This is a genomic window from Flavobacterium sp. XS2P24 (assembly GCF_030010285.1).
GTDB lineage: Bacteria > Bacteroidota > Bacteroidia > Flavobacteriales > Flavobacteriaceae > Flavobacterium > Flavobacterium algoritolerans.
In genome coordinates this window covers 13,593-26,170 of the sequence record NZ_JASCRU010000020.1, presented here as the reverse complement: position 1 = coordinate 26,170, position 12,578 = coordinate 13,593, and the positions used below count along the sequence as shown (strand labels likewise).

Annotated in this window: 14 protein-coding genes and 1 tRNA gene; 11 read left to right on the top strand and 4 right to left on the bottom strand. The window is 32.2% G+C overall.

The features are described 5' to 3' along the window. Positions 1-3: 3 nt before the first annotated feature. Together QLS31_RS12250 and QLS31_RS12245 are read left to right on the top strand one after the other, a co-directional pair. The gene (locus QLS31_RS12250) at positions 4-2,004 is read left to right on the top strand and encodes a fumarate reductase/succinate dehydrogenase flavoprotein subunit (RefSeq protein WP_099714166.1); all 2,001 of its coding nucleotides are present in this window, start codon (positions 4-6) and stop codon (positions 2,002-2,004) included. A gap of 86 nt (positions 2,005-2,090) precedes the next feature. Further along, on the top strand, positions 2,091-2,837 hold the full coding sequence (locus tag QLS31_RS12245; protein ID WP_099714167.1) for a succinate dehydrogenase/fumarate reductase iron-sulfur subunit: 747 nt from the start codon (positions 2,091-2,093) through the stop codon (positions 2,835-2,837). Positions 2,838-2,931: 94 nt separating this feature from the next. Here QLS31_RS12245 and QLS31_RS12240 read toward each other — a convergent pair whose 3' ends face one another. Then, positions 2,932-3,495: a hypothetical protein gene (locus QLS31_RS12240; RefSeq protein ID WP_282744103.1), complete on the bottom strand. Its 564-nt coding sequence runs from the start codon at positions 3,493-3,495 to the stop codon at positions 2,932-2,934. Between the two features lie 71 nt (positions 3,496-3,566). Between QLS31_RS12240 and QLS31_RS12235 the strand changes: the two genes are divergently transcribed. Beyond that, a complete protein-coding gene (locus QLS31_RS12235; protein WP_282744101.1) occupies positions 3,567-4,337 on the top strand; it encodes a nitrilase family protein in 771 nt (256 codons plus the stop codon). A gap of 2 nt (positions 4,338-4,339) precedes the next feature. On the opposite strand, the gene QLS31_RS12230 is transcribed toward QLS31_RS12235, so the two are convergent. After that, positions 4,340-6,004, bottom strand: a complete 1,665-nt coding sequence (locus tag QLS31_RS12230) for an Ig-like domain-containing protein (protein ID WP_282744100.1) — start codon at positions 6,002-6,004, stop codon at positions 4,340-4,342. A gap of 210 nt (positions 6,005-6,214) precedes the next feature. Here QLS31_RS12230 and mce point away from each other — a divergent pair, with 210 nt between their 5' ends. The 3 genes from mce to QLS31_RS12215 all read left to right on the top strand — a co-directional run bounded on the left by mce (position 6,215) and on the right by QLS31_RS12215 (position 8,252). After that, positions 6,215-6,616, top strand: coding sequence for a methylmalonyl-CoA epimerase (mce, locus tag QLS31_RS12225; protein ID WP_282744099.1), 402 nt, complete (start codon positions 6,215-6,217; stop codon positions 6,614-6,616). A gap of 142 nt (positions 6,617-6,758) precedes the next feature. Then, positions 6,759-6,832: transfer RNA gene (locus QLS31_RS12220), tRNA-Ile, on the top strand. A gap of 214 nt (positions 6,833-7,046) precedes the next feature. Further along, positions 7,047-8,252, top strand: a complete 1,206-nt coding sequence (locus QLS31_RS12215; protein ID WP_282744098.1) for a site-specific integrase — start codon at positions 7,047-7,049, stop codon at positions 8,250-8,252. 66 nt (positions 8,253-8,318) lie between these two features. Here the strand turns inward: QLS31_RS12215 and QLS31_RS12210 are convergent, their stop codons facing one another. Both QLS31_RS12210 and QLS31_RS12205 read right to left on the bottom strand, forming a co-directional pair. Continuing rightward, the gene (locus QLS31_RS12210; protein ID WP_282744097.1) at positions 8,319-8,528 is read right to left on the bottom strand and encodes a helix-turn-helix transcriptional regulator; all 210 of its coding nucleotides are present in this window, start codon (positions 8,526-8,528) and stop codon (positions 8,319-8,321) included. A gap of 241 nt (positions 8,529-8,769) precedes the next feature. Next, positions 8,770-9,003: a helix-turn-helix transcriptional regulator gene (locus QLS31_RS12205; protein WP_158589748.1), complete on the bottom strand. Its 234-nt coding sequence runs from the start codon at positions 9,001-9,003 to the stop codon at positions 8,770-8,772. A 124-nt stretch (positions 9,004-9,127) separates the two neighbouring features. On the opposite strand from QLS31_RS12205, the gene QLS31_RS12200 reads away from it, so the two are divergent. From QLS31_RS12200 to QLS31_RS12180, 5 genes are all read left to right on the top strand, one after another. Further along, on the top strand, positions 9,128-9,874 hold the full coding sequence (locus tag QLS31_RS12200; protein WP_282744096.1) for a hypothetical protein: 747 nt from the start codon (positions 9,128-9,130) through the stop codon (positions 9,872-9,874). 272 nt (positions 9,875-10,146) lie between these two features. Continuing rightward, positions 10,147-10,371 carry a hypothetical protein gene (locus tag QLS31_RS12195; protein ID WP_282744095.1) on the top strand — a complete coding sequence of 75 codons (225 nt, stop codon included), beginning with the start codon at positions 10,147-10,149 and terminating at the stop codon, positions 10,369-10,371. Positions 10,372-10,373: 2 nt separating this feature from the next. After that, positions 10,374-10,835, top strand: coding sequence for a DnaJ domain-containing protein (locus QLS31_RS12190; protein ID WP_282744094.1), 462 nt, complete (start codon positions 10,374-10,376; stop codon positions 10,833-10,835). 22 nt (positions 10,836-10,857) lie between these two features. Further along, complete coding sequence (locus QLS31_RS12185; RefSeq protein WP_282744093.1) at positions 10,858-11,862, top strand: hypothetical protein; 1,005 nt, start codon at positions 10,858-10,860, stop codon at positions 11,860-11,862. 205 nt (positions 11,863-12,067) lie between these two features. Continuing rightward, positions 12,068-12,565, top strand: coding sequence for a hypothetical protein (locus QLS31_RS12180; protein WP_282744092.1), 498 nt, complete (start codon positions 12,068-12,070; stop codon positions 12,563-12,565). The last annotated feature ends 13 nt before the right edge of the window (positions 12,566-12,578 follow it).

Genomic DNA, 12,578 nt, shown 5'->3' with positions numbered 1-12,578 from the left:
ATAATGGCATTAGATTCAAAAATTCCGAATGGTCCAATTGCGGACAAATGGACAAATTATAAAGATCATATTAATTTAGTAAACCCTGCTAACAAACGTAATTTAGATGTAATTATAGTTGGTACAGGTCTTGCTGGAGGTTCTGCTGCTGCAACTTTAGCAGAATTAGGATATAACGTAAAAGCTTTTTGCTTTCAAGATTCACCACGTCGTGCACACTCAATTGCTGCACAAGGGGGAATTAACGCTGCAAAAAATTATAAAGGAGACGGAGACTCTGTTCACAGATTGTTTTATGATACTGTAAAAGGTGGAGATTACCGTGCTCGTGAGGCTAACGTACACCGTTTGGCTGAAGTTTCGTCTAATATTATTGACCAATGTGTGGCACAAGGTGTTCCATTGGCTCGTGAATATGGAGGATTGTTAGACAATCGTTCTTTTGGAGGAACTTTGGTTTCTCGTACTTTTTATGCACAGGGACAAACAGGCCAACAATTGCTTTTGGGTGCTTACTCAGCAATGAACCGTCAAATAGGTCGTGGAAAAGTAAAAATGTACAACCGTCACGAAATGCTGGATTTAGTAGTCGTAAACGGAAAAGCAAGAGGAATTATCGCTCGTAACTTAGTTACCGGAGAAATAGAAAGACACTCTGCTCATGCTGTTGTTATTGCTTCTGGAGGATACGGAAACGTTTTCTTCTTGTCAACTAATGCAATGGGATCTAATGCTACTGCAGCTTGGAAAATCCACAAAAAAGGGGCTTTCTTCGCAAATCCTTGCTACACACAAATTCACCCAACTTGTATTCCAGTTTCTGGAGAACACCAATCGAAATTGACATTAATGTCAGAATCATTGCGTAATGATGGGCGTATCTGGGTTCCTGCAAAATTAGAAGATGCGCAAGCTATTCGTGAAGGAAAGAAAAAAGCAACCGATTTATCAGAAGCGGAAAGAGATTATTTCTTAGAAAGAAGGTATCCTGCTTTTGGTAACTTAGTACCTCGTGATGTAGCTTCTCGTGCTGCCAAAGAAAGATGTGATGCTGGTTTTGGAGTAAACAAAACTGGAGAAGCAGTTTATTTGGATTTTGCCGCAGCTATTCAACGTTACGGAAATGAGCAAGCTTATGTAAAAGGATTGGATACTAAGGACACTAAATTAGTAACTAAATTAGGTACTGAACTTGTAAAAAGTAAATACGGGAACTTGTTCCAAATGTATTATAAAATTGTAGATGAGGATCCTTATACTTCTCCAATGATGATTTACCCTGCGGTACATTATACAATGGGTGGTACTTGGGTTGATTATAACTTACAAACTACAATTCCGGGTTGTTTCTCTATTGGGGAATCAAACTTCTCAGATCACGGAGCTAACCGTTTAGGAGCTTCGGCTTTGATGCAAGGTTTAGCTGATGGCTATTTTGTATTGCCTTATACAATAGGTGATTATTTAGCTCCAGATATTAAAATGGGAACAATTTCTACAGATTTACCGGAGTTCGTAGCTGCTGAAAAAGCGGTTAAAGACCAGATTGATAAATTCATGAACAATAACGGAACACATTCTGTTGACTATTTTCATAAGAAATTAGGGAAAATTATGTGGGACAAAGTTGGAATGGCTCGTAATGAAAAAGGACTTAATGAAGCAATTGTAGAAATTGCTGCTTTACGTGAAGAGTTTTACAAAGATGTTAAAGTTCCCGGAACGGATAAAGGTTTCAATCAAGAATTGGAAAAAGCGACTCGTGTTGCCGATTTCCTTGAATTGGGTGAATTGTTTGCTAAAGATGCCTTACATCGTAATGAATCTTGTGGAGGACATTTCCGTGAAGAATACCAAACCGAAGAAGGTGAAGCGCAACGTGACGATGAAAATTTCGCTTACGTAGCAGCATGGGAATACACAGGAAAACCAAGTGAAGCTGTTTTGCATAAAGAGCCGTTGGTATTTGATAACGTGAAATTAGTTCAAAGAAGTTATAAATAATAGTCTATTGTCTAACGTCTAAAAGTCAAATGGCTCAATGTCAATCGACTTTCGACTTTCGACTTTATGATTTTCAAACTAAAAATATGAAACTTACATTAAAAATATGGCGTCAGAAAAATGCCGCTGCAGAAGGAAAAATAGTTGAATATCCGATAGATCATATTGAACCAGACATGTCGTTTCTTGAAATGCTTGACATTTTAAATGACGAACTAATCATGAAAGGGGATGAGCCAGTTGCATTTGATCATGATTGTCGCGAAGGAATATGCGGAATGTGTTCTTTGTACATCAATGGTGAAGCTCACGGACCGGACAGAGGTGTTACAACGTGTCAATTGCACATGAGAATGTTCAAGGATGGTGATACTATTTTTATCGAGCCATTCAGAGCTAAAGCTTTTCCTGTAATTAAAGATTTAGTTGTTGACAGAAGTTCTTTTGACAGAATTCAACATGCAGGAGGATTTATATCTGTAAATACATCTGGAAATACAATTGATGCAAACACAATCCCAATTAACAAAAAAGATGCTGATACTGCTTTTGATTCAGCTGCTTGTATCGGTTGTGGAGCTTGTGTAGCGAGTTGTAAAAACTCATCGGCAATGTTATTTGTTGCTGCTAAAGTATCTCAATATGCTTTGTTACCACAAGGACGAATTGAAGCTACTGACAGGGTTTTAAATATGGTTAGTCAAATGGATGCCGAAGGTTTTGGTAACTGTACTAATACTGGAGCTTGTGAAGTAGAATGCCCAAAAGGAATTTCTCTTGAAAATATTGCTCGAATGAACAGAGAATATATGTCGGCAAGTTTGAAAGGATAATAGTATTCTTTAAGAATATAAAGTTAAAAAAAACGCATTCATTAAATTGAATGCGTTTTTTTTTTATGACTAAATGTTAGGTTCCAGCATTTGTTTAGTCTTTCCATCCCCAAGGTGCGGAAGGTGTTGGAACTGTTTTTGTAATGTCAAATTTTACGGTAAACAATCGGTCTGAACCAATGCGTCTTAGATTATAAGTAAAAGAAGTTTCGTCTAAAGTAATCCACCAGACATTTGCAGCGGCATTTGGGATTAAATCACAAGTTTGTTGATCTGCCGGGAAAAACTGAAGTGTAGATGAACCAGAATTAGAAGTTGTTCCGCCGTATTGTGTCACTTTATCCTCAGAACCATCTTCGTGGCGGTGGTCGTGTTTCAATTGAATACGGTCATTTTTGTATGATAATACCCAAGTTCTGGATTTATCTTCTCCTACAAAAAACGGAATCCGAATCGTGTTTTCGTCACAATTGCGAATGTGCATTACTAGTTTTTTATCTCGAAAAGTGTCATTGGCAGCACCTTCTTTTACTTCACCTTCGAATGATTTGCCGCATTGTTTTTGTAAATTTTCCCAAAATTGTTTAGCTCCTGATTTTTCTTGTCCAAAAATCAGAATAGAACATAACAGTGAGCAGACAAGAAGTATCTTTTTCATAAAGTTGTTTTTTGCTAATATAATGAACTTATGGTATTGTGATATTTCTTATTTTTATAAAAAATAAAACAATGCAAGTCATCCTTATCCAAGCTCCTTTAATTTGGGAGAATCCAAAGTTAAATCGCGATTATTTTGAAACCAAAATAAATGAAATTGCTTCGGCAGTTGATTTAATTGTATTGCCGGAAATGTTTACGAGCGGTTTTACAATGAGTCCTGAAAATGTCGCTGAAACAATGCAAGGCGAAACGATAGTTTGGCTTAAAGTATTGGCGAAAGCCAGAAATTGTGCCATTACAGGAAGCTTAGTTATAGTGGAAAACGGAAATTTCTACAATCGATTAGTGTTTGTATTTCCTTCCGGAGAAATGCAGTTTTATGATAAAAGGCATTTGTTTACTTTGGCTGGCGAAGACAAAGTCTATACAAGTGGGGACCAAAAAACAGTTGTAGACTACTTGGGTTGGAAAATCTGTCCATTGATTTGTTATGATTTAAGATTTCCTGCTTTTTCAAGAAATTCAGAGGATTATGACGTGTTGATTTATGTGGCAAGTTGGCCAAAAATCAGAACAAATGCTTGGGATGCTTTATTGAAAGCCCGAGCGATAGAGAACATGAGTTATGCGATTGGTGTCAATAGAATAGGAACTGATGCGAATGATTATGAATATATTGGTCACTCTCAAGCAGTTGATTTTCTTGGAAATTATGTCTTGGAGCCAAAAGAATCTGAAGGTTTATTTTCAGTGGTTTTAGACAAAGAAAAAATGCTGGAAACCAGACAAAAATTAGGTTTTTTGAACGACAGAGATACTTTTGAAATAAAAAACAGATAATTTTAGTTTCGCTTATCGGTTTTCTTGTCTGTTTTCTTTTTAGGTTCGGGAGTGTAAGGAATGCTCAAGTCAAAAACTTGATTTACATCCCAATTAGCACGAACATCGATTTCCTTGGAAAAATAAATCACTTCTTCGGCTTGGCGTTTTTCCAAATAGTTACCGGAATCCCATTCCTTATTTTTATTAGTGTCATAAATAGCACGTAATGTATAAAGCGTAGGTTCGATTAAATTAAATTCTACCGTGGTGTTTTTTTCGCTGTATTCAGTCGCTAAAACATCTCCTTTTAGATTCGTCAGTTCTACAATGACAGGAAATTGTTTTACATTTTCCAATACCACTTTAAGATTTCCGTAATCGGAGGTGTTTCTCGTATTTAGTTTATAGGTCAACGTATCATTCGATTTTTCGAAAAAATCAGTTAACGCTCCAGGCAAAATTTCAAAAGTGTAATTTTCTGAGGGTTCCTTTTTAAAGTCAAAATACAATTTTTGATTAAATTCGTCATATTCAGTGGTAAAAGGCACTGCGGTTTTTGCATTGTTGATTAAATTTATTTTAGAATTCTCAATGCGAATTAATGGAGTTGAGCTTTCTAAAGTAAAACGCTCTCGGGATTTTAAGTTCCCGATTTGTAAGGCAGAAATACTCAAAGTGTCTTTTTTCTGGTCTTTTATTTTAAAGGTGAAATTGGCTTCGTATTTGTCTTTGGCTACAGCCAAATTTAGCGAATCTACTTTGATGGGTTTGTACCAAACTTGAAGGGAATCCTTTTTTGGTAATTTAGTAATGATATTGGAAAGGACTTCCGTGTTGTTTTTTAAGATTAATTTTGGTCGGGCAGCAGCAGAATTTACAACGCCTTCATATCCTAAAAACAATCTGTTTCCAGATGCTTGAGTTGGTTTGAACGTTTTGAAAGGCAATGTTTCCTTGAATAATTCCAACTCGTAAAGGGTGTCGTTTGGAATAGTGATAAACGCTTTGCTGAATCCAATTTTATCCGTTTTTGGATTGTATTTGTTGTTGCTGTTGTAGTCTTTCATAGCCACAAGAAGATACTTTCCGGCTTTTAGATTCTCAAAACGAAAGGTCTTCAAGCTGTCTAAAGTATTGGTCACATATCTTGGGTTCTCATTATAGACTACTGAATCTTTAAAAGTATCATTCACGTCATAAAGCATAACCGAAACGAATGATTCTACTTCTTTATCATAAGCGCTTTTTACAGTTCCGCCAAGGCTTAAAGAGTCAATATAATCGCCAGTTGAAAACACATATTTGAATTGATTTAACGGATTTCCTTCGTTATTGTCAGCGATACTTTGGCCAAAATTAAAGCTGTAAGTGGTATTAGGCTGTAATGTATCTTTGATTTTTATAGTAATCGTTTTGCTTGGAGTGGTAGGCAGAATTGACGGTTCGTATTTCATTGGTGGTGAAATAATCAACTGCTTGTTAAGATTTTTGAGTTTAATGTTCTCGTCAAAAACTAGTTTGATTTCGTTTCCTTTGAAATTTTTGTTGAAATTTTCAGGAAAACTTACTTTTAAAACAGGGGCAATGGTATCTTTCAAACCGCCAGTGATGGAGCCTCTTTTTGCGCATCCAACAATAATTAAAAGCAATAAAAAGAAGGAGTATTTTAAATTGTTTTTCAACATATCAAATCATAATTAGAATCTACAAAATAACAATTATAATTCATGCAATCGAAATTTTTTATAGAATTATTATGAGCGATTTAATTCCGCTTACTTTTTAGAATGCTTCCCTTTTTTTGTTTTTAATGTTTAATTTTACATCAAATAAGTTTTGTTACGGCTGGCTTATTGCTTGAATTTAAAACCAACGTTGAATTGATAGTATAAATAATGAGAAAAATAGAACATATAGGGATTGCTGTTAAAGATTTAGAAGTATCAAATTTAGTTTTCGAAAAACTCTTTGGTGCTCCGGCTTATAAATTTGAAGATGTAGAAGCCGAAGGGGTGACAACTTCTTTTTTTATGAACGGGCCCAACAAAATTGAACTTCTTGCCGCAACCAATCCAGAAAGTCCCATTGCCAAGTTTATAGAAAAAAAGGGAGAAGGGATTCATCATATTGCTTTTGATGTTGAAGATATTGTTTCAGAAATAGCGCGTTTGAAAAAGGAAGGGTTTGTAGTCTTGAATGAAATTCCTAAAAAAGGAGCTGATAATAAGCTAGTTGCATTTTTGCACCCAAAAAGCACTAATGGTGTTTTGATTGAATTGTGTCAGGAAATAAAATAATTTAAGTACATATAAATGAGTAGTATTCTAATATTCAGTTGGTTTCTGTTTGAAATAAGTTAATAATTGAACTATATTAAAATCTAAGTCAAAAATATTTGGAGCAAATGAAAAATAGTAGTAATATTGCACACTCTTAACCGGTCCTATAGCTCAGCTGGTTAGAGCACCTGACTCATAATCAGGTGGTCCCTGGTTCGAGCCCAGGTGGGACCACAAAACCTAAGCCTTTCAAGCAATTGAAGGGCTTTTTTTATTGAATAAACTGAGTAAATACAGGGATTCTATTTAAACTTAGATTTATAAAAATAGTCAACTTACCAACTTTTTTACACAAAAAAGAGGTGCTATTCGGGTGACTATCTCAATTTACGAGGGTGCCTATTTTTAAGTCCAAAACGTATGCTAATTAACTGTAAAACAATTAGCTATGAAAAAAGAAAATTTTAAAATTCTGTTTGTTATTAAATTGTACAAACTAAACAACAAAGGAGTATGTCCTATCAATGTGAGGATTACTTATCAAGGAGCAAGAAGAGAAAACGCAACAGGTTATTTTGTAGAACCAAAACTTTGGGATTCAAAACGGCAATTAATAATTTCAAATACATCGGATGCTTTAAATACTAATGCCCATTTAGAATTAATAAAACAGAAAATCAAAAACTCTTATTTATCAATTCTTTTAGAAACTGATGATTTTGAAGCAAATGATATTTATCTAAAATACCTTGGTAAACCTCTAAAAGAAAGTGAGTTTGTGGTTAAGTATTTCCAAAAATATTTAGATAAAATTTTTAAATTAATTGGTAAAGATTTAAAATTAGCAACTTGGAAAAAATATAATTATGCCTGTATTCAAATCGTTGGTTTTATTAAATTCAACTACAAAAAAAATGATATCTCACTTGATAAAATCAATTTACAGTTTTTAACTGAATTTGAATATTATCTTAAAACAGAACAGAACCAATCTCAGTCTACTATTAACAAAGCAATACAGCGGTTTAGAAGGCTTATAAGCATTGCAATAGCGGAGGGTTTTTTAGATAAAGATCCATTTATACTGTACAAAGCCAAAAAAGTAAAAAAGGAAATTGTTTTTCTAACTCATGAGGAATTGGAAACGCTTGAAAAAACGCAAATATCACAATCAAGATTAAGTTTAGTAAAAGACTTATTCATTTTCTGTTCTTATACAGGGTTAGCCTATTACGAAATGTCTAATCTTGAAAAACAGAATATTCAAATAGGTTTTGATAAGGTTTACTGGATTCAGATGAAGAGAGAGAAAACAGAGCGTCAAATCTCCATTCCAATTCTACCAAAAGCTCAAGAAATAATTGAGAAATATTCTACTGATAACAATCGTATATTTCCGTTGATAAGCAATCAGAAATTCAATTCATATTTAAAAGAGATTGCAGATATAACTGGAATTGAAAAAAGACTTACTCATCATACAGCCAGAAAAACTTTTGCATCAACTATCCTCCTATACAATGACGTTTCTATGGAGATCGTTTCGGAACTACTAGGTCATTCAAACATGGTCATTACACAGGAAAGTTACGGTAAGGTTGTACAGAAGAAAGTGAGTGAAGCAATGATAAGTCTTTCTGTGAAATTAAAATAAAATTATATCCTGATTTAACATGAATTTTTTGTTGGTCAGGATACTTTTATTAAAATTCAAACTCACTTATTTAAAAAGTTCTATTACATCAACTTCTAATGCTTTGGAAACTGTTTCTAAAGTGGAAAGAGTTGCATTAGCTCTTCCCGCTTCTAATCTGGACATATTACTCTTCTCAAAGTTACACTTCGCAGCCAAATCTTGTTGAGATATATTTTTCTCAATTCTGATTTCCTGAATACGTTTACCAACCTTTATTTGTAAGGAATTTTCCAAATCTAAATTATCATTTATGATAAGTCAAAATTTGTTCTATATTTGTTTAATGTGGTTATCATAAAAGATAACTATGTTTTATTTTACAGAATGTGGAAACCCGTAATGGAATGATTTTGAAAACAAATTACTTTGTTAACATATCACTAAAAGTAGGTATTGTGGAAAGAAAGTAATACATGTTCCTTTGTTAGTAAAAGAAACTAGCAAAAGTAGTATAGGTTTGTTTTGAATTAAAAACTTAAGGAGTATCAAAAACAAACAGTTCTGAAACATCAATTTTTAGAGCCTTAGAAATAGCATATAAAGTAGTAACAGAAGTATTAATAATACCTCTTTCAATTCTGCTAATTTGGGAAATTTCAACACCAAGTTCATTTGCAAGTTGTTCTTGGCTGAATCCTTTTGCTAAACGAAGTTGTCGAAGATTCCCGCCAAAGTTGACTAGTACGCTTTTCTTATCTTGATTATCCACGAGATAAAATTCGACGAATAAATTAATTTTAATGTAGGCATATTTGCCTACATTTACAAAATGCACAAGATAAAATAATTAAATAAAAAGAACAATTATAACAAAAAATATTATGAAATCAAAAATGAAAAAATTCCTTTATTTAGTTAGTGCTACTTTGCTAGCTCTAACATCTTGCTCTAAAGATGAAAGTGTTTCAGAACCAGTTACTGATACAAATGGTACCGAAACAGTTAGTACGGTTTTCGTAAAAAAAATAATACGCACTTACAGCGCCAATGATATTGTCACGTCTACCTATATGTACAACGGCAATAAAATAGTACTAGAAAGTAATGATGGAGGTTTTGTCGCGAACTATACATATACAGGGAATATGATTACAAAAATTGAAGAAAGAGTAAATAATCAGTTTCAAAGCTCACGAGAATTTACTTATGTTGATGGGAAGGTTGCTACAAAAGTTTGGAAACGAAATTATGGAGGCACAACCTCTTACGCATATACACACAATTCCAACGGCACTGTTTCTTACAAAATGACTCAGTCTACTGGTATGAATACAGGCATCTTGACTATTACAAATGGGAATATAGTAAAAAACGAAGTGTTTTATAATGGCTCGCTTTCTAATACGTATACTTATGGATATGACACTAAAATTAATCCTTTTAAGAATGTCCTAGGGTTTAATTTGTTACTTGAAACTGATGAAGAAATGTTTTCTCCAAATAACATGATTCAAGATGGCGGAGGGTCTCCTACATTTAATTACATCTTAAAATACAACGTAAATGGTTTTCCAACGGAGAAAAAACGTTCCGATGTTAGTTCGGGAAGCTCAGATGAGCTTACTCAATATTTTTACTAAATGGGTAATCTACACGAAAGAAAGCAAAGCTTAAAACCAATTTTAGAGTAGATAAAATATATTAATACTTGTATTTGTGATTTATGTCATTATTGCTTTTATAGTAGGAAAGCTTTAGCCGTTACAACTATTAGGAAATAAAGTATGCCTTTTGAGACCAAATTCATCCTGTGAAATTAGTCAATCAAAAGAATTAAAAAAAGCAAATGCATAAGAATCATATTACACTCGTGCTATATAAATTAAAAAAACTTAACTATAAAAATTTAATTATGACAAAAATTTTAGTAACCATAGGAGCAATATTGATTTTCCTATTAATATTTGGAGTATTAATTGCCAGCCAGAAGAGTAGTGGAAATTCAAATCCAGGTATTTTTGGAATTATACTCTTTGGAGGACTTATAGCCGGAATAAGAGCAATTTGGAAAAAACCAGATAGTTCAATTGAGAAAAAGAAGGAAGATGACAATTTCAAATTAGACAAAACGATTTAATAATGTTCAAAAATTACTATAAAATTCTTGATATTAATAAAACGTCATCAGAAGAAGAAATCAAGATTGCATTCAAAAAACAAGCTATAAAATGGCATCCTGATAAAAATCCAAATATCGATTCAACAGAAAAAATGCAAGATATCAACGAGGCAAAATTAATTCTTTTAGACCCAGAAGCAAGAGCTAAATATGATATCGAATATTCAAAATTTGAAAAGAAAGGAACTAATGAAAATCAAAAAAGTGAAAACAAACAATATTCATTTGATGATGATATCTTAGAAAAATGGATAGAAAACGCGAGAAGACAAGCGGTAGATCTGGCAAAACAAACAATTAAAGAAATTGCAGAATTAAGTGTTACGGCGACAAAAGCTGCTGGTTCAAGAATGCTTGAAATGGTTATCTTTTATGGAATTGCAGCAGTAATAGTAATGATAATATTTAAAGCATGTTTATAAACAATCAAAAAAACTTAAAAAAATGAAAATAATAATATCTGGATTAGCATTAATAATTTTAATGATTTCTTGCGGAAATAAAACTCCAACCAAATTTGTGGAAACACCATTGTCCAAAAATTACTCTATAGAAATACCAATTAAATTTAAAAAATTCAAGGAGAACAGTTGGAAACTTCCTGAACATACCTATTTAGATATTGTTGTCGCTAATGATACTGCGTCAAATCTTGAAGATGAGTTAAAAGGCTATATTAATTATTATAGCTCTCAAGAAATGTATAATGGGCAAACTTTTATTAAAAAAGAAAAATTTGAAATTAACGGTTTTAAAGGTTTAATATCTTACTATGAAAAGGATAATAAAGGAAAAAGATTAGGTTTGATAAATTTAAAATCTTACATAGTATATGCAGTTATTCAAGATACTACAAATAGGATTTTATTGAATTCTATTAGTTTAAGCAATAATATTAATGATGATTTATCTAAAAGTATTAAATCCATAAAACTAAAAAGAGCTCTAGTTAGCAATACTCGAAATGATTTTGACGAAACAAAAGCCCAAAAAGAAGGTTTTCAAGTTTTTAAAAATGAAAATTTCATAATAAAATGTAAAGGAAAAATATTATTGGATAAATTAAGAGTTGAACAAATAGAACAAAACGGACTATCAAACAATTCAAAACCATTTCATGTTTTTATAAAGGGAGTCGATTATAACATAAATGTAAGTGATTTAAGTAGTGTCCTAGCAGGTCAAAATAAAGAAGAGCTAATTAAACATAATCAAGAAGATTTGACATATTATCAAACAAAATTCAATGAAATGGCAATAAAAAATCAGCGAGGTAAATTTAAAAATATTGATGCTGTTTATTATCAAAATTCTCAAGAAAACAAACAATCAAAAGCTGTATATTTTCATCATAAAATGAAAAGTTATATGCTACAAGTTACAAGTAAACAAAATACAGATAAACTATTCAATGAATTTATCAATTCATTTGAAATAATTAAATTATAAGAAATGAACGCAAAATTTTTCTTAGCCCTTGAACTATTTCTGGTTTTAGAAATATTACGGGGAAATGATCTTTATTTGTGACTTGTGCAACTAGAAAATTTGCGAAGTACTAGAAAAAAGAACTAGAAGCAAAAAACTGCTTACTTACTTTAAACAGTTTTAATAAATCTCAAAACGGAATAATATTATTAACCAACCCAAACAAATGAAAAAACTACAAATATTCATTATTCTTTTTCCTTTCCTATGTTTTTCACAGGATAAAATTACAGTATCCAAAGGAACAAAAGACACTTATATTGAAACTTACCAATATTATAGCTACAATGATAGCTATTCTATTAAAGAAGCGTACAGACTAGGTCCTTCAAGTGCAAAATTATTAAAAGATGCAATTTCTACATCTATAAAATGGTCAAAACTGAATGAAGAACACGAAAAAAAATTTGAGAAAGAAATTGTTAGATTTAAAGTAATGGATAAAGAAAGTTATAAATTTCATGGATATGTCGATAAGTTTACTGAAGAATTTACTTTAATTTTCAGAGGGTACGAGGATGGTATATTCGAAGTCATTATTAAAAAATATGATGGGTTTGGAGATTTTATAAAAATTGACACTATGAACCAATTGGTTAATTTTCAAGATTTACTTAATGGCAAATCTGCAAACAACGAAATTGATGATGTTTTTAAAAATTAAAACACTAAAAATC

Bases quoted from the DNA above. Each gene is read 5' to 3' on its own strand.
- QLS31_RS12195 (WP_282744095.1), top strand. From the start codon at position 10,147: ATGACAAAAATTTTAGTAACCATAGGAGCAATATTGATTTTCCTATTA.
- QLS31_RS12215 (WP_282744098.1), top strand. From the start codon at position 7,047: ATGAAAAAAGAAAATTTTAAAATTCTGTTTGTTATTAAATTGTACAAA.
- QLS31_RS12250 (WP_099714166.1), top strand. From the start codon at position 4: ATGGCATTAGATTCAAAAATTCCGAATGGTCCAATTGCGGACAAATGG.
- QLS31_RS12230 (WP_282744100.1), bottom strand. From the start codon at position 6,004: ATGTTGAAAAACAATTTAAAATACTCCTTCTTTTTATTGCTTTTAATT.
- QLS31_RS12200 (WP_282744096.1), top strand. From the start codon at position 9,128: ATGAAAAAATTCCTTTATTTAGTTAGTGCTACTTTGCTAGCTCTAACA.
- QLS31_RS12180 (WP_282744092.1), top strand. From the start codon at position 12,068: ATGAAAAAACTACAAATATTCATTATTCTTTTTCCTTTCCTATGTTTT.
- QLS31_RS12240 (WP_282744103.1), bottom strand. From the start codon at position 3,495: ATGAAAAAGATACTTCTTGTCTGCTCACTGTTATGTTCTATTCTGATT.
- QLS31_RS12190 (WP_282744094.1), top strand. From the start codon at position 10,374: ATGTTCAAAAATTACTATAAAATTCTTGATATTAATAAAACGTCATCA.
- QLS31_RS12235 (WP_282744101.1), top strand. From the start codon at position 3,567: ATGCAAGTCATCCTTATCCAAGCTCCTTTAATTTGGGAGAATCCAAAG.
- QLS31_RS12185 (WP_282744093.1), top strand. From the start codon at position 10,858: ATGAAAATAATAATATCTGGATTAGCATTAATAATTTTAATGATTTCT.
- mce (WP_282744099.1), top strand. From the start codon at position 6,215: ATGAGAAAAATAGAACATATAGGGATTGCTGTTAAAGATTTAGAAGTA.
- QLS31_RS12245 (WP_099714167.1), top strand. From the start codon at position 2,091: ATGAAACTTACATTAAAAATATGGCGTCAGAAAAATGCCGCTGCAGAA.